Annotated in this window: 12 protein-coding genes; 6 read left to right on the forward strand and 6 right to left on the reverse strand. The window is 72.9% G+C overall.

All coding sequences use genetic code 11. The annotated features are described in order from the left end of the window. Positions 1-23 precede the first annotated feature (23 nt). Genes AC067J_RS23640 through AC067J_RS23655 form a run of 4 tightly spaced genes read left to right on the forward strand, consistent with a single transcriptional unit; the run spans position 24 to position 4,780 of the window. Entirely contained in the window at positions 24-1,334 is a 1,311-nt protein-coding gene (locus AC067J_RS23640) for an ABC transporter substrate-binding protein (RefSeq protein ID WP_478302231.1), read from the forward strand. Further along, positions 1,331-2,275, forward strand: a complete 945-nt coding sequence (locus AC067J_RS23645) for a carbohydrate ABC transporter permease (RefSeq protein ID WP_478302233.1) — start codon at positions 1,331-1,333, stop codon at positions 2,273-2,275. Before AC067J_RS23640 ends, AC067J_RS23645 begins: the two co-directional genes overlap by 4 nt. Positions 2,276-2,282: 7 nt before the next feature. Then, complete coding sequence (locus tag AC067J_RS23650) at positions 2,283-3,110, forward strand: carbohydrate ABC transporter permease (RefSeq protein WP_478302234.1); 828 nt, start codon at positions 2,283-2,285, stop codon at positions 3,108-3,110. Continuing rightward, positions 3,110-4,780 (forward strand): amylo-alpha-1,6-glucosidase, encoded by a 1,671-nt coding sequence (locus AC067J_RS23655; RefSeq protein ID WP_478302236.1) that lies wholly within the window; start codon positions 3,110-3,112, stop codon positions 4,778-4,780. Before AC067J_RS23650 ends, AC067J_RS23655 begins: the two co-directional genes overlap by 1 nt. 50 nt (positions 4,781-4,830) lie before the next feature. Here the strand turns inward: AC067J_RS23655 and AC067J_RS23660 are convergent, their stop codons facing one another. Further along, positions 4,831-5,421 carry a hypothetical protein gene (locus AC067J_RS23660; RefSeq protein ID WP_478302238.1) on the reverse strand — a complete coding sequence of 197 codons (591 nt, stop codon included), beginning with the start codon at positions 5,419-5,421 and terminating at the stop codon, positions 4,831-4,833. Positions 5,422-5,826: 405 nt separating this feature from the next. Between AC067J_RS23660 and AC067J_RS23665 the strand changes: the two genes are divergently transcribed. Next, positions 5,827-8,664 (forward strand): M4 family metallopeptidase, encoded by a 2,838-nt coding sequence (locus AC067J_RS23665; protein ID WP_478302240.1) that lies wholly within the window; start codon positions 5,827-5,829, stop codon positions 8,662-8,664. Positions 8,665-8,797: 133 nt separating this feature from the next. On the opposite strand, the gene AC067J_RS23670 is transcribed toward AC067J_RS23665, so the two are convergent. The 5 genes from AC067J_RS23670 to AC067J_RS23690 all read right to left on the reverse strand — a co-directional run bounded on the left by AC067J_RS23670 (position 8,798) and on the right by AC067J_RS23690 (position 14,592). Continuing rightward, positions 8,798-10,195, reverse strand: coding sequence for an MFS transporter (locus tag AC067J_RS23670; protein ID WP_478302242.1), 1,398 nt, complete (start codon positions 10,193-10,195; stop codon positions 8,798-8,800). After that, on the reverse strand, positions 10,192-10,704 hold the full coding sequence (locus tag AC067J_RS23675) for a glycine-rich domain-containing protein (RefSeq protein ID WP_478302243.1): 513 nt from the start codon (positions 10,702-10,704) through the stop codon (positions 10,192-10,194). Before AC067J_RS23675 ends, AC067J_RS23670 begins: the two co-directional genes overlap by 4 nt. Then, positions 10,701-11,966: a phenylacetate--CoA ligase family protein gene (locus tag AC067J_RS23680; RefSeq protein WP_478302520.1), complete on the reverse strand. Its 1,266-nt coding sequence runs from the start codon at positions 11,964-11,966 to the stop codon at positions 10,701-10,703. Before AC067J_RS23680 ends, AC067J_RS23675 begins: the two co-directional genes overlap by 4 nt. A 127-nt stretch (positions 11,967-12,093) precedes the next feature. Then, positions 12,094-12,240: a hypothetical protein gene (locus AC067J_RS23685; protein WP_478302245.1), complete on the reverse strand. Its 147-nt coding sequence runs from the start codon at positions 12,238-12,240 to the stop codon at positions 12,094-12,096. Between the two features lie 225 nt (positions 12,241-12,465). Continuing rightward, positions 12,466-14,592 carry a transglycosylase domain-containing protein gene (locus AC067J_RS23690; protein ID WP_478302247.1) on the reverse strand — a complete coding sequence of 709 codons (2,127 nt, stop codon included), beginning with the start codon at positions 14,590-14,592 and terminating at the stop codon, positions 12,466-12,468. 564 nt (positions 14,593-15,156) lie between these two features. Here AC067J_RS23690 and AC067J_RS23695 point away from each other — a divergent pair. After that, the gene (locus AC067J_RS23695) at positions 15,157-15,696 is read left to right on the forward strand and encodes an OsmC family protein (protein ID WP_478302249.1); all 540 of its coding nucleotides are present in this window, start codon (positions 15,157-15,159) and stop codon (positions 15,694-15,696) included. Positions 15,697-15,818: the final 122 nt, after the last annotated feature.

Consider the following 15,818-nt stretch of genomic DNA (forward strand, 5'->3'; position numbering starts at 1 on the left):
ATGAAAGCCCCAGGAGGCATCCGATGTCCGCTTTCACGAGAAGAACAGTCCTGGTCGCCGTCGCCGCATCCGTCGCGCTGTCCCTCTCCGCGTGCAGCGGGAGCGGCGGCGCGGGCTCCGCCGGCGACGCGAAGGACGGCAAGGTCACCCTGCGCTGGTCGACGTGGGGCTCGGCCGAGGACATGGCGGTCTTCAAGACGTTCACCGACGAGTTCACCAAGAAGCACCCGAACATCACGCTGAAGCTGGAGCCCGTCGCCTCCTACGAGGACTACCACCCCAAGCTGCTCACCCAGCTGACCTCCAAGACCGCCCCCGACGTCTTCTACGTCGGCGACGACTACATCGGCAAGCTCGTCGCCGACGGCGTGCTCGCCCCGCTCGACGAGCAGCTCGCCGGGCCCCAGAGCAGGAGCAAGCCCTCGGACTTCTTCGAGGGCATCTACGGCGGGGCGAAGAAGGGCGGTGTCACCTTCGGCGTCCCGAACGACACCAACCCCGAGGTCCTCTGGTTCGACAAGAAGGCCCTGGCCGCCGCCGGGATCACCGAGGACCCGGCCGCGCTGAACGAGGCCGGCCAGTGGACCATGGCCAAGTACCTGGAGATGAACGCCAAGCTCAAGGACTCGGGCCGGTACGGCTCCATATTCTGGAACTGGTACGGCGCGAACTACAGCGTTGTCAACGGCTTCGGCGGCAAGGTGTGGGACAACGGCGCGTTCGTCGCGCCCTCCGACCCCAAGGCCCGGCAGGCGTTCAAGACCCTCGCCGACGGCTACAAGGACAAGACCTTCGCCTCCGCCGACCTGCTGCCCGAGGGCAACAGCGCGGCCACCCAGTTCGTCAAGCACAAGGCCGGCTTCTACGCCGGGGGCCGCTGGGTCATCGAGGGCATCGACAAGGGCGGCGACCGCTCCAGCTACGACGTCGTGCCGTTCCCCTCCCAGTCCGGCCAGCCGATCCCGGGCGCGGTCGCGGCCTCCTACCTGACCGTCAACAAGGACACCAAGCACATGAAGGAGGCCTTCGCCTTCCTGAGCGAGTTCGTCAGCAAGGAGGGCCAGCAGCTGCGCCTCAAGGGCGGCAGCGCGGTGCCGTCGATCAAGGGCGCCGAGAGCCTGGTGACCGAGGGCAACTACCCGGCGCACGCCCAGACCTTCCTGGACGTCCGCGACAAGGGCTTCGCCAACTACCCCGACGAGGTCGCCGTCCCCGGCCTGACCAAGGCGATCAACGACCACCTGATGAAGATCTGGGAGGGCAAGGTCGGGTTCGACGAGGGGATGACCCAGCTCCAGACCCTGGTCGACGGCATGAAGGGCCCGAAGGGTTGAGCGCCGTCTCCCAGGCCGTGGCACGCCGGCGGTCCCGCCCCGCACGGAGCGGCCGCGAGCCGCTCTGGCGCCGGCGGGACCGCCGGTGGGCCGTGGTCTTCCTCGCCCCCCAGCTCCTCGCCCTGCTGGTGTTCCTCGTCGGCCCGCTCGGGTTCGCGGTCGTGCTGTCCTTCATGGAGTGGGACGGCATCGGCGACGCCACCTGGGTCGGACTCGACAACTTCCGGGCGCAGCTGACCGACCCGTACTTCGGGCGCGCGGTGTGGAACACCGTCAAGATCGGTCTGATCACCGTGCCGGGCGGCCTCGTCCTGGCCCTCCTGCTCGCCCTGGCCCTGCACGGCGTCCGCGGCCGCACCGCCTACCGGGTCGTCTACTTCCTGCCGGTGGTGACCAGTTCGGTCGCGGTGTCGGTGATCTGGCAGATGATCCTCGGCGGCGGCGCCGACGGCATCCTCAACGGCACCGTGCAGGACCTCTTCGGGATCACCCTCCCGGACTGGCTCGCCGATCCGACCTGGGTGGTGCCCGCCATCGCGGTCGTCACGATCTGGTCCTCCCTCGGCCTCAACGTCGTGATCTTCCTCGCCGGCCTCGCCACCATCCCGACGAACCTGCTGGAGGCCGCCCGCATCGACGGCGCCGGCCCGTGGCAGACCCTGCGCTCGATCACCCTCCCGATGCTCTCGCCCACCGTCTTCTTCACCGTCGTGGTCTCGGTGATCAGCTCCTTCCAGGCCTTCGACCTGATCTACGTCCTCGTCAACCCCGACCACAACGAGGGCGCCCAGACCATCGTCTACAAGGTCTACCAACAGGGCTTCCGCGAGTTCCACTTCGGCCTCTCCAGCGCCGCCGCCCTGATCCTGCTGCTCCTGACGCTCCTCGTCACGGCGGTCCAGTTCAAGGCGCAGAAGCGCTTCGTCCACTACGAGTCGTGAGGGCGCCATGACCAACCGCAGACGGACCCTCCTGCTGCACACCGGCCTCACCGCCGGCGGCCTGCTCATGCTGTTCCCGTTCATCTGGATGATGCTGACCTCGTTCAAGGGCGCCACCCAGATGATCAACGACCCGCTCGCCTGGCTGCCGGGGCCGTGGCGGCCGCAGAACTACCCGGACGTCCTGGCCGAGGTGCCGCTCGGGCGCGCCTACTGGAACAGCATGTACATCGCGGCCGTCACCGTCGCGGCGACCCTGCTGACCGGCGCCATGGCGGCCTACGCCTTCGCCCGGATCCCGTTCCGCGGCTCGGGGCCGCTGTTCGGCCTCTTCCTGGCGACCCAGATGGTCCCGGCCCAGGTCACGATCGTGCCGCTGTACATCATGCTCGCCAAGCTCCAGCTCATCGACTCGCACCTGGCCCTGATCCTGCCGGCCGTCGCCAACCCCTTCGCGGTGTTCCTGCTGCGCCAGTTCATCCGGGCCGTCCCGGTCGAACTGGAGGACGCGGCGCGGATCGACGGGGCGAGCCGCTGGACGATCTTCTGGCGGATCATCCTGCCCAACATCCGGCCGGGCCTGTGGACGCTGGGCATCATCGTCTTCCTGGCCAGCTGGAACAGCTACTTCTTCCCGCTGGTGTTCCTGAACACCCCGGACCTGTTCACCATCCCCCTGCTGCTCGACTCCTTCCACTCCCAGCGGGGCGGCGTCGACTACGGGCTGACCGCCGCGCTGTCGGCGATGACGGTGGTGCCGATGCTCATCGCCTTCCTCGTCGGGCAGCGCAAGATCCTCAACAGCATGGCCTCCTCGGGCCTGGGAGGACGCTGATGCTCACCCTCGACCTCGTCGAGCGGCCGTTCACCGAACGCGGCTCGCGCCTGCTCGTCACCGCCCACCCGGACGGGCTGCGCGTCGCCCGCGCCGAGTACGAGACCCCGCTCGCACGGACCACCGAACTCACCGCGCTGACCGTCCGCGACCGGGCCGGACACGACCTCCCCGTCGTCTCCGCGACCCCCACCGGGGTGGAGTTCGCCGGCGGGGTGTCCCTGCTGTTCGCCGACCCGGCCACCCTGGTGATCGCCGGACGCGACGCGCAGGCCTCCTGGCTGCCGGCCGACGGCACGGCGCGCACCCTCGACCTGACCGGCTGCCACGTCCTGGCCGGCCCGCCCGGCGACTGGTCCGGTCCGGCCGTCCGGGCCGCGGCCGAGGCCCGCTGGGACGACTGGTTCGCCCGCCTGCCGCCCGTGCGGCCGGACCTCGCCGAACGCGCCCGGATGGCCTGGTGGACCCTGGCCGTCAACCTGCTGCCGATCGCCGGCCGGGAAGGGCTCGTCCCGTCCAAGTACGGCTACGTGGGGGTCTGGAACTGGGACGCCCTCTTCCACGCCGTCGCCCTGCGCCACGTCTCGCCCGCGCTGGCCCGCGACCAGATCCTGTTGATCCTCGACCACCAGCTGCCCGACGGCCGGCTGCCGGACGTCGTCCACGACCACGGCGTGCTCGCCGAGACCACCGACCTCCCCCGCGCCGACCACGCCCGCCTCAGCGAACACGTCGGCCGGGCCAACGGCACCGCACCCTCCCCGGGACCGGTGCCGGTCACCAAGCCGCCGCTGGCCGCGTGGGCCGTCCGGAAGATCCACGAGACCGACCCGGACCTGCCGTTCCTGGCCGCCGTCTACCCCCGGCTCGTCCGCGCCCACGAGTGGTGGTTCACCGCCTCCGACCCCGACGGCGACGGCCTGCCCGCCTACCTCCACCCCTACTCCTCCGGCCTCGACGACAGCCCGATCTGGGACTACGGCCCCCGCGCCGAACCCCCCGACCTCAACTCCTACCTGATCCACCAGGCCGACTGCCTGGCCGACATCGCCGACGACCTCGGCCTGACCGAGGACGCCGCCAGGTGGCGCTCGCGGGCCGCCGCCCACACCGACCGCCTGGTCGCCCGCCGCTGGGACGGCACCCGCTTCCGCACCCTCGCGGACAGCACGGACGTGCCCGTCCGGACCGCACTCGACCTGATGCCGCTGTTCACCGGCCGCCTCCCGGCCGGGATCGCCGCGCGGCTGGAGGAGACCCTGCGCTCCGACGCCTACTGGGGGCGGCACCCCGTGCCGACCGTGGCGTTCGACGACCCCGCCTTCGACCCGGACGCGATGTGGCGCGGCCCCGTCTGGCTCAACATCAACTACCTGCTCGTCGAAGGCCTGCGCCGTTCGGGCTTCGCCGCCACCGCCGACGAGCTCCACCGGCGGACCCTGGCCATGGTCCGGGACGCCGGCGGCCTCTACGAGTACTGGAACCCCCTGACCGGCGCCCGCGCCGGGCGCGCGACCTCCGGCTTCGGCTGGTCCGCCGCCCTGTTCGTCGACCTTGCGGCCGAGCCGGCCACCGGCCTCGCCGCCGAGGTCGCCGCTGACGTCGTCACCGACGTCGCCGCCGGAACCGCCACCGCCCCGCAGCCGACGCCGCCCGGTGGGCGCCCCTGACCCGACACCCCCACACCCCCGCACCCCCACACCCACCCCGCCCGGGCCGGTCAGTCCGGCCCGGCGGCCGTCCCGCGGGTCCAGGCCCGCCCCCGCACCGACGAACCCGCCGCCACCAGCAGAGCCGCGCCCAGCGCGTACACCGGCAGCCACCGCGTCGTCGTGGCCGCCAGACAGGCGTCGACGGCCTCGCGGCTCTGCTCCTGCTGGGCGAACGCCAGCGCGTCCGCGTCACGACCGGCGAGGTCCCCGAGGGCGGCCTGCGTCCGCAGGCTCTCGTACCGGCCCGCCTGCACGCACTCCTGCCGCGTGCCCGGCATGGGGAACAGCCAGTCCCAGCGCTGCAGGGCCGGAGCCAGCGCCAGGGCCACGCACAGGCCCACGACCAGCGAGTACGCCGCCAGCGTCCACGTGTAGGAGGCCCCACGGCCCGGTTCCCGCACCGGCACGCGCCCGAACGACAGGACCACCGTCAGGAGCGTCACACCGAGATACGTCGAGAACCACTGCCAGGAACCCTGTGCGAGCGAGAACGCCAGCACCACGGCGAGCGCGGTCCCCAGCACACCGGCGTCACCGGCCGTGCGCTCCCCGGCCGTGGTCGATGGGACACGGACACCCCGACGGCTGTGCTCGCTCACACGCTCTCCTGACTCCAGGGCGCCAGCCTCCCGCCGACCCTCGTCGGCACGCCCTGGCACCACACCGGTAGACCCCCGACCCCACCCGCCCGGCCCAGCCGCGACGCGGTCGCCCGGTCGTTCCGGCCCCGGTCGGCGGGTCCGGGACGGCGGTTCGTCGGTTCGTCGGTTCGTCGACTCGGTGGTTCGGCGGGACCGGGGGAGCGGTTCGCGGCGGCGGGAGCCGGTTCGTGCCCGTTCGGGCAGGAGTCGGCTGTGCCCGTGCGCAGGGGTTCGGGTTCCCCGCTGCACTTTCGCCCGACGACCTGGACGGGTCGGCCGTCCACGATCGAGCATCGGTTGACTCTTCGTCACATCGCCGCTCTCGCGGCACTTCCACCGTTGTCGATCCCGTGGAGGACCCTCGTGCACCACCGTTCCCGTCCCGCCGTGAAGGCGCTCGGCGCGGGCGCAGGCGCCGCCCTGAGCCTGGCGCTGGCGCTCACCCTGACCGCGTCGCCCGCCCTGGCCGCACCGCCGGGCCCGGGCACCGACCCCGATCCCGTCCCCGGCCTGGTGGCCGGGGAGGGAACCGCCGCCCCGCAGCTGGTGACCGGGCTGTCCGAGGCGGCGGTGCCCGGCGGACCGGGGGAGGCGGCCCTGGCGCACCTCGCGGCCCACCCGGACCGGTACCGGATCGACCCGGGGCAGCTGGCCGTACTCGCCGTCGAGCGCACGGCCGAGGGGCGGCACACCGTCAGGTTCCAGCAGTACCACGGCGGTGTGCCGGTGCTCGGCGGGCAGTACCTGGTCCGCCTCGTCGGCGAGGGTGCCGACCGGCGGGTGGAGTCGGTCGGCGGCAAGTACTTCACCGGGCTGACGGTGCCGACCACCGCCGTCGCTCCGGTCGCGGCGCTGCGCGGCGCCGCGCTCGGCGCGGTCAAGGACCCGCGCGCCCGGGACGGCGCCACCGTCGAGGACCTCGGCCCGGTCGTCCTGCCCGGCGGTGCCGGGCGGCTCGCCCGGCACTTCACCGTGCGCGCCGCCGACCCGGCGGCCGGCGGCCCGCTGGTCCGCGAGGTCTACGTGGACGCCAGGCTGGGCGTGGTCGCCCTCGCCCACGACGCCCGGTCCCCCTACCAGGCCGACGGCGCAGGTTCCGGTGCTGGTGCTGGTGCTGGTTCCGGTGCCGTCGGCGCCCGCGCCGCCGCCGCTGCGCCCGCTGCGACCGCGGTGCCCGCGGGATCCGCCGCCGAGCCCGCGACCGGCACCGCGCCGGACCTCCTCGGCCGTACCGTGCCGGTGCACACCGCCCGCCAACCGGACGGGAGCCACCGGCTCGTCGACCTCACCCGGGCGGGCGGCATAGCCACCTACGACGGGGAGGGGCGGAGCTACACGGCGTTCGGGAGCCTGCCCGAGGGCCTCCTCCCGGTCGGCTCCCCGGGGCCGGACTTCCCCGCCTCGACCGGCACCAGCGGCGCCACCGACGCCCACGTCAACGCCGCGGCCGTGTACGACTTCTACCGCACCCGGCTCGGCCGGGACGGACTGGACGGCAAGGGCAGCCCGATCACCTCCGTGGTGAACGTGAGCAACGGCGGCGCCCCCTTCCCGAACGCCTCCTGGGACGGGCGGAAGATGATCTACGGCAACGGGGACGACAAGTACCGCCAGTTCTCCGCGGCACTCGACGTGGCCGGCCACGAGATGACCCACGGCGTCATCCAGCACACCGCCGACCTGGAGTACGCCGGGCAGTCCGGCGCGATGAACGAGGCGCTGGCCGACTACTTCGGCAACGCCGTCGAGGTGACCGCCCGCGGGCTGTCGATGACCGACCCGAAGGCCGCCCTGCTCGGTGAGAGCCTGTGCCGCACCGGCACCCCCGAGGCGTGCGCGAACCGCAGGCTTGACGACCGCCGCACCACCGTCGACGACTACCTCGGCACCGGGCTCGACCTCGACAACGGCGGCGTGCACCTCAACTCCACCATCTTCAGCGGGGCGCTGTGGGACATCCGGCGCACCCTCGACCCGCTCGCCGCGGACCGGCTCGTCTACCGGGCGCTCGCCGAGTACCTCACCCCGCTGGACGACTTCGTCGACGGGCGCAACGCGGTACTCGCCGCGGGCCGCTCGCTCGGCCTCAGCCGGGCCGAACTCCGTTCGGTGGCGGCGGCGTTCGACGCCCACGGGATCCGGGCCGGCTGGCAGAGCCGGATCGACACGGACAGCCGCCCGCTGCTGCGCGGCGCCTCCACCCCGGTCGGACCGTCCGCAGGCGGGGGCCACTGGGTGATGGGCAACGCCGACGACCCGACCGGCGGGGGCGGAGTCGCCCTGTACACCGGCTCCACCACCGCCCCCGGCACGCCGACCCGGCTCAGCCCCGCGGACGAGCGGATCCACGGCTGGTCCGCCACCGACGGGAAGTCCGCCGTCTGGCTGGCGATCGGGCCCGACGCCACCGGCACCTGGGCGACCGAGGTGCTGACCCGCACGCTGTCCGGCGGTCCGGTCCGCAGCGTCTTCCGGTCCTCGACCCAGTCCCCGGTCAGCGTGCAGATATCCGGCGGGGACATCGCCTTCGTGGTGACCGACGGCGAGACCGGCCGCAGCCGGGTCAACCTCTCCCGCGCCGGCGCCGCGCCGGTGGAGCTCCCGCTGCCCGAGGGCCACGACCTCTCGCCGTTCACCGCCTCCTCCCTCACCTTCAAGGACGGCCTGCTCGGCTGGATCGAGACCTGGACCACCCCGGACGCGACGGTCCAGGCACCGACGGTCTTCTCGGTCGCCACCGGCCGGGTCACCGCGCAGTACCCGGTCAGCACCCCGAACGGCGACAAGGCGCCGTACGTCGCGACCCCGCTGCTCGCCGGCGGCCGGCTGCTCTGGCTGCAGGCCCCGGCCGACCGCACCGGCGGGTTCGCCATCGAGTCCGGTGCCCCGGACGGCTCCGGCGTGAACGAGCTGCTGCCCGGCGGCGCGCCGTACACCCCGGCGGACCTGGAGCTCACCGCCTCCGACCAGGTCGTCACCTTCCAGCACCGCAGCCCCCGGCCGAGCAGCGGCTGGTCGAACGCCGCGCTCCCCAAGCTCTACCAGCTCCCGGTCACCGGCGGCACGCCCGTTCGGGTCTCCTGCAACCGGGGCAGCCAGCTCCACCCCGCCGCCGACCACGGCACCCGGGTGGTCTGGCTGGACGCCACCCCGGGCCGCGACGACCTGGTGGCGCGCAACCGCCCGGCCGGGACCTGCTGATCCCGCCCGCTCCCCTCGCCGGCCCCCGCACCGGTGCTCACCGGCACGGGGGCTGACGCCCGTCCGCTCACGCCTCCCGGAGGCCGCCGGGGTCCCGGGGTCCCGGGGCCCCGGCGGCCTCCGGGCCCGCCGGTCAGGCCCGCCGGTGGTGCGCGGCGGGGTGCAGCGGCGCGCGGGCCGGGCGGGCGGCCCGGGCGGCCCGCGCCGCGACGGGGAGGACCAGGAGGGACACGACGGCGCCGCCCAGGGCCAGTGTGCTGTAGCCGCCGGCCGTCATGACCAGGCCGGAGAGGAGCCCGCCGGTGCTGCCCGCGACCGCCAGGCCGACGTCGACCAGCCCCTGGGTGGAGGCGCTCCTGTCCGGCGGCACGGCCGCGGTGACGATGGCCGTGCCGCTGACCAGCCCGAGGTTCCAGGCCACCCCGGCCAGCACCAGTGCCGCCGCCAGGACGGCCACCGAGTCCGTGGGCGCCACGCCCGCGAGGACGGCGGCCGCGCAGAGGGCGACGCCGGAGGCGCCGGCGACCGGCAGCGGGCCCAGGCGGTCGACCAGCATGCCGCTGAGCGGGGACGGCAGGAACATCGCGCCGATGTGCAGCGAGATGACGAGCCCGGTCGCACCGGTGCCGTGTCCGTGGGCGGCCAGGTGGACGGGGGTCATCGTCATGACGGCGACCTTGACCAGCTGGCCGAGCAGCATGATCCACAGACCGACCGCGACCCCGGGGCCGCGCGCGGTGCGGTCCCCGGCGGCTGCCGGACGGGGCCCGTTCGGCTCCCCGTCGTGTTCCCCGTTCTGGCCCTGCTCCTGGGGCGGCGTCCCGGCCGGCTTCGGGTCCGGCGTCCCGGCCGGCGGCTGCGGCCCCGCCGCCAGGGCGCGGGCCAGGTGGAGCGGGTCGGGCCGCAGCAGGGTGCCCAGGACGGCGGCCGCCGCCGCGTACCCGAAGGCGGCGAGCAGGAACGGGCCGGCCAGGCGGGGGATCCCCCAGGACTGCGCCACGTCGCCGGTGACGGTCACCAGGTTGGGGCCCGCGACCGCGCCGAGCGTCGCGGCGAGCAGGACCCGGCTCAGGGCCCGGCCGCGACGGTCGGGCGGGGCGAGGTCGGCGCCCGCGTACCGGGCCAGCAGGTTGGTGGCGGTGCCGGCGCCGTACACCAGGAGCGAGACGAGCAGCAGCGGCACGCTGTCGGCGGCGACCGCCGCCACCACGCCGACGCTGCCCAGGGCACCGACCGCGTAGCCGAGGCCGAGCCCCGGCCGCCTGCCCCAGCGCTGGCAGAGGCGGCCGATGCCCAGCGCCCCGAGCATCGAACCGCCGGTGAACAGGGCGCTCGGGATGCCGGCGAGCCCCGTCGACCCGAGCATCTCCTCGGCGAGCAGCGCGCCCACCACGATGCCCGCGGTGAGCCCCGCGCCGCTGACCACCTGGGAGACCACCAGGACGGTCAGGACCCTTCGCTGCGCCGGGTGTTCGGGCGGCCGGCGGGGCTCCGCGGCGGTCGGCGGGGAGGGCGCGGCGGAGGACGTCATGCGGTCGCCAGCGGGCGCAGCGCCGAGATCTCCTCCAGGGTCATGTCCATCTCCTCGTGCAGGTAGCGCACGATGGTCCAGTGGGCCGGCGCGCCCTCGTCGAAGGGGCCGAACTCCCGGCAGTACAGCGGGATCCAGCGCAGCGCCTCCTCGGCGGCGCGCTCCCGGCCGGGTTCCTCCTGGTACGCCTCGTAGGCGATGCTGCGGTGGTTGACGAAGAACCCGCCGGGAAGGCGCTCCTCGCACAGGGCGCGGTACTCGCGGGTCTGCAGGATGAGGTAGTGCCAGACCTCGTCGATGTCCTGTTCGACGGGGAGGAAGAGGCCGGCGAGCTCCTCGCGGTAGCGGGAGACGAGGTAGAGGTAGCGCAGGCACTCGGTGACCTGCCGCTCCGCCTCGGCCGGGGACGCACCGGTCCGGCCGGCCGCGTACGCGACCGCCTCGGCGTGGAGGACGTCGCCGAGCAGGGCCTTGAGGTCGTCGGCCGAGACGTTGGCCTGGGTGGTCATGCTTCTCCGTCCGCTGCTGGTCGGTCGTCCGTCGCGAGCCAGGCGTACTTGCCCGACTTGCCGATGGGCAGGTGCTCGTGGTGCTCGACCCGGCACCGCCGCCCGGTGAGCCGCCCGACGCCGTCGGCCAGGGCCCCGGTCTCGTCCGGGCCGAGCGGGGCGCCGTCGAAGGTGGTGCAGCGCAGCACGGCCTCGTCCCCGTCGCCCGACACGTGCAGCCGGTGGAGGAACACCCGGGGCGTGGCGCCGCCGACGAGGTCGTCGAGGTCGCCCTGTGCGACCGGCCCGTGCGGGGTCGGGAGGAGTTCCTTCTCCCGGCCGCAGAACCGGGCGATGCGCTCCGGGTCCGCGCTGCCGTCCAGGGTGCGGACGCAGTCCCCCGAACGGTAGCGGACCAGCGGCATGTACGGGTTCCGCACGCTCGTGACGATGAGGCTGTGGATCCCGCTGCCCGGGGCGACCGGGATGAGTTCGACGCTCATCCCGTCGAGGTACGGGCGGTATCGGCCGGTCCGGTCGCTGTAGTAGAGGTAGCCGAGTTCGGTGCTGCCGAACAGGTCCACGATCGGGCAGTCGAAGTGTTCGCGCAGGTACCGGGCGACGTTCACCGGCGTGTACTCGTAGGCGTGGACGATGCTGGCGGGCCGCGGGAACTCCTCCCACAGGCCCCACTCGACGGCCTTCCGCACCAGGTGGGCGAGGTGGTAGGCGGAGCAGTCGAGGTGGTACCAGCCCTTCGGGTGGGCGAGGCGGGCCTCCTCGATCTCGCCGAGCATCCGCTCGACGTCCGTCCGCCGCCACCGGGCGGGGTCGAGGCGTAGGTTGAGGTAGACGGTGCGGTCGTCGAGCCACCGGTCGCCCAGCGCCGGTTCGGCGGCCGGCTCCTCGCCCCGCTTCCCGGCGTTGACCCGGGCGACGTGCTCGGTGGCCAGGACGGTGGTGAGGGAGACCCGCCGGCAGCCCTGCTCCCAGGTCGCGGCGATGTCGGGGTGCTCGCTCCACAACCGGTAGTAGGAATTCAGCAGGAAGTACGGCGGGCGGATGATCTGCATTCTGGCGTGATTGGTTCCGGTGGAGAGGACGAATTCCGCCTCGCCGGATTCCAGTGCCGCGCCGAGGGCCGGCGTCATCCAGTTGTCCGGGAATCCGCGGGCTATCTCGGGTTTCTCCAGGACGGGGAAGTGGCCCTGTTCGATCGAGGCCCGGTAGATCGGGATGTCCCTGATCCGGTCGACCACTTCGGCGGTCGGCTGGCCGTTCACTGTCACCCCCGGTCGGTGTGGGGAGCAAGGGAGGCCCGCTGCGGCGTCACGCGGGCGGGCGCGCGGCGGAGGCCGGGCCGGGCGGGCGCACCGCGCCCGGCCCGGCCCGCCCCGTGCGGGTGGTTCGTCAGGAGATACAGCCGGACTTCGCGACGCTGATGCAGCCGGACTTGGCCACGCTGATGCAGCCGTCCTTGGCGCTCTGCGTGGAGTTGGCGGCGACCCAGCCCTTCCACTTGTCGTCCTGGGTCATCTTCTTGATGAGCTGTTCCATTCTGACCTCCGAGTCACGTCGGGATAGCCGGCGGCACGGTTCGATGCCGCCATGGCGACATTAAAATGATGGTCAAGTCAGTGTCAATGCAAGGTAATTGGACAACGATCCGGTCCGGCTGGCCGATACTCGCCGGTGCCGCCCGGGCGCACCCCGCCGCGCCGTCCCCCGCCGTCCGACCCCTTGCTCGTGGTCCGCCCCCTCGCTCGTGGTCCGTCGCGGCCGTCAGCGCTGAGCGGCGGGCGGGGTGGCGGGCGGTGCGGAGGCCGGTGCGGAGGCCGGTGCGGAAGCCGGAGGGCTCGCGCTGGTCGACCCGGTGGGGCTCGGGTCGGGCTTCGGCGCCGGGTCGGGGATGTCGGCCATCGGCAGGGACCGCTTGGGCGTGCCCCGCAGCGCCTGGTTCATGGCGTCCCGCCAGATCGGCCCGGGGCCGTCGGCGCCGAACACCTCGGCGCGGTACTTCCCGTTGATCGTGATGTTCCGCATCTCGACGCCGCCGGCCGGGCCGCCGAGCCAGACCGCGGTGGCGAGTTGCGGGGTGTAGCCGCTGAACCAGGCGGCCTTCTTGTGGTCCGAGGTGCCGGTCTTGCCGGCGATCTGCCGGTCGCCCTCCAGGCTGAGCGCCGCGCCCGTGCCGTTGTTCTCGGTGACCCCGTTCAGGATGGTGTTCAGGGCCTGTGCCGTCGTCTCGGAGAACACCTGCTCGCAGTGGCCGGCCGGGGCGGGGACGTCCTTGCCGTCCAAGGTGGTGATCCTGCTGATCGCGACCGGGGCGCAGTGCTTGCCCTGGGCGGCGAAGGTCGCGTAGACGTTGGCCATGGTCAGCGGGCTCACCTCCTCGACGCCCAGGCCCATCGCGGGGACCTCCTCCAACGGCTTCCCGCTGGCCTTGCTGTCGATGCCGAGCTTGTTGGCCATCTGCTTGACCGCGCAGAGCCCGATCTGCTGCTCCATCTGGATGAAGTAGGTGTTGACCGAGAGCGCCATCGCCTGCTTCAGCTGGTAGGGGCCCTTCTCGCTCGCGGACTCGTTGGGCACCACCGTCCTGGGGCGGGCGTCGTTCTTCCAGGTGCCCTCGCAGGTCTTCATCGTCGGGTACTCGAGCCTGTTCGGTGACGAGTACTCCTGGGTCGGCGGCAGGCCCGCCTCCAGCGCCGCGGCCGCGACGATCGGCTTGAACGTCGAGCCGGGCTGGAAGCCGTTGCCGCCGCCCATCGCCGCGTCGACGTTGAGGTTGACGACGGTCTGGTTCTTGTCGGTCTCCACGCCGTACGGGCGGGTCTGGGCCATCGCCAGGATCCTGCCGGTGCCCGGCTCGACCATGGTGGCGGCGGCCGAGACGCTGTCGGTGACCCGCACGTTGGTGCTCACCGCGTTCTGCGCGGCGGCCTGCTTGGCCGGGTCGAGGGTGGTGTGGATGTTCAGGCCGCCCTGGTCCCAGAAGTTCTTCCGGTCGGCGGCGTTCTTGCCGAAGACCGGGTCGTGCTTCACCACCTGCCGGACGTAGTCGCAGAAGAAGCCCATGCCCGCCTGGGCGGTGATGCAGCCGTTCCGCGGCGCCCTGAAGTTCAGGCCCAGCGGTGCGGCCTTGGCCTCCTTGGCCTGGTCCGCGGTGATGTGCTTGTTCTCCAGCATCTTGTCGATCACCACGTCGCGGCGGTTCTGCGCGGCCTGCGGGTGCAGCTTCGGGTCGTAGGCCGTCGGGTTCTGCACCAGCCCGGCCAGGGTGGCGGCCTCGGCGATGGTCAGGTCCTTGTTGTTCTTGCCGAAGTACCGCTGGGAGGCGGCCTCCACGCCGTAGGCGCCGTTCCCGTAGTACGTGATGTTGAGGTAGTTGGTGAGGATCTGGTCCTTCGTCAGGTCCTCTTCCAGCTTGATGGAGACCTTCAGCTCCTGGATCTTGCGGCCGAGGGTCTTGCGCTGGGCCTCGCGGACCGCGGCCGGATCGTCGCCGGCCTTCTCGACGTTGACGTTCTTCACGTACTGCTGGGTCAGCGTCGAGGCGCCCTGGGAGGCGGTGCCGCTCTCGGCGTTCTTGCTGATCGCGCGGAGTACGCCCTTGAGGTCGACGGCGCCGTGCTCGTAGAAGCGGGCGTCCTCGATGTCGACCTGGGCCTGCCGCATGTACGGCGACATCTGGTCCGCGGCGATGACGGTGCGGTCGCGCTCGTAGACCTTGGCGATCAGCCCGCCGTTGGCGTCGAAGATCTGGGTGGCCTGGGTCAGCGGCGGGGTCTTGAAGTCGTCGGAGATGTCGTCGAAGCCCTCCGCCGTGTCCTTCGCGGCCAGTCCGAGCGCTCCGGCGGCGGGCAGCGCCACACCGGCCAGCAGTGCGCCGCACACCACGCTCACACCCAGGAAGGTCGCACCGTAACGGGCGAATCGGAGCGCCGAATTGCGCGGCGGCCGGAGGGGTGCGCTGTCGGATGAATTCCATATCGGGGGGAGGTTCGATGACATGTCGGAATGCTAGCCGCGGATCCTTGGGGATCGAACGTTTTGTCGTGTGCGACTGTCACAACCGTGCAACAGGAATGAAGGCGTCCGTCGGAACTCGACCCGTCCGCCGGTCGAATGGACATGGCGGAAATACGGGCCGCCTGGAACCCGTTCGGGAAATCCCTGACCACGGCGGACCCGGATGAATCCTGCCGGAGAAAACCCCCGCCCGCCGTCGGGTGCGCACCTGCACCCGCTTCGCGCCCGCACATCCCTGGCCCCGCGTATGGCACCCTTCCCGTCCCGTGACCTGACATCAGTTAGATGCCGCGAGCGGGGCGAAACGTTGCGCGCGATCCGGGGAAACCTCGCGACCGGCGGGCGGGGCCGGCTCCGGTGGACCCCGACCGGCCGCAACTTCCCTCCGCCGGGGGACCCTTGACCGGATCGGCACGCGCGGCCCGTACGCTACCGGCCATGACGCACATACCTGCGGTGCGCCGGCCGGGTCTGGCCGAGCACCTGCGCGACAAGGGCGCAGCGATGCGCGACGCGGCCCGCCGACGGCCCGAGAGTTCGGACTGGGACGAGGAGATCGGCGCGGTCTGCGTCGCCGACGACGCCACTGGGGTCCGCAAGGTCCGGGTGGGGGAGTGGTCGTTCGTCGGCGACGGCGGGCCCGACATCGGCGGTTTCGGTCTCGGCCCGTCCTCGCCGGAACTGCTGTGCGCCGTGATCAGCACCTGCCTGACGCACACCATCCTGTGCATCGCGGCGCTGGAGGACGTCCCGCTGGACCGGGCCGAGGTCCGGGTGAGCGCCCGCAACAACGACGCGCGGTTCTTCGGTGTGCCGACCGAGGCACCCGCCGTGCCGTACGACCTGACGGCGGCGGTGGAGCTGAGCAGTTCGGCCCCGGCGGAGGCATTGGCGGAGCTGCTGGCCGCCGCCGACGCGCGCTGCCCGATGCTGCAACTGGTCCGCTCGCAGCACACCGTCACCGTCCGTCCGGCCTGAAGCCCCGTCCGGCCTGAAGCCCCGTCCGGCCTGAACCCCCGCCCCGCCTGAGCCCCGCCCCGCCGCCCGGAAGGGTCCGGCGGGGCGGACCCCCGCCTCGCCCGCCCGGCGGGACGCAGCGG

It is taken from the genome of Kitasatospora sp. NPDC042419, from assembly GCF_056437345.1.

Excerpts from the sequence above, each read along its gene's own strand:
- AC067J_RS23640 (WP_478302231.1), top strand. The coding sequence starts at position 24 with ATGTCCGCTTTCACGAGAAGAACAGTCCTGGTCGCCGTCGCCGCATCC.
- AC067J_RS23650 (WP_478302234.1), top strand. The coding sequence starts at position 2,283 with ATGACCAACCGCAGACGGACCCTCCTGCTGCACACCGGCCTCACCGCC.
- AC067J_RS23655 (WP_478302236.1), top strand. The coding sequence starts at position 3,110 with ATGCTCACCCTCGACCTCGTCGAGCGGCCGTTCACCGAACGCGGCTCG.
- AC067J_RS23670 (WP_478302242.1), bottom strand. The coding sequence starts at position 10,195 with ATGACGTCCTCCGCCGCGCCCTCCCCGCCGACCGCCGCGGAGCCCCGC.
- AC067J_RS23675 (WP_478302243.1), bottom strand. The coding sequence starts at position 10,704 with ATGACCACCCAGGCCAACGTCTCGGCCGACGACCTCAAGGCCCTGCTC.
- AC067J_RS23685 (WP_478302245.1), bottom strand. The coding sequence starts at position 12,240 with ATGGAACAGCTCATCAAGAAGATGACCCAGGACGACAAGTGGAAGGGC.
- AC067J_RS23695 (WP_478302249.1), top strand. The coding sequence starts at position 15,157 with ATGACGCACATACCTGCGGTGCGCCGGCCGGGTCTGGCCGAGCACCTG.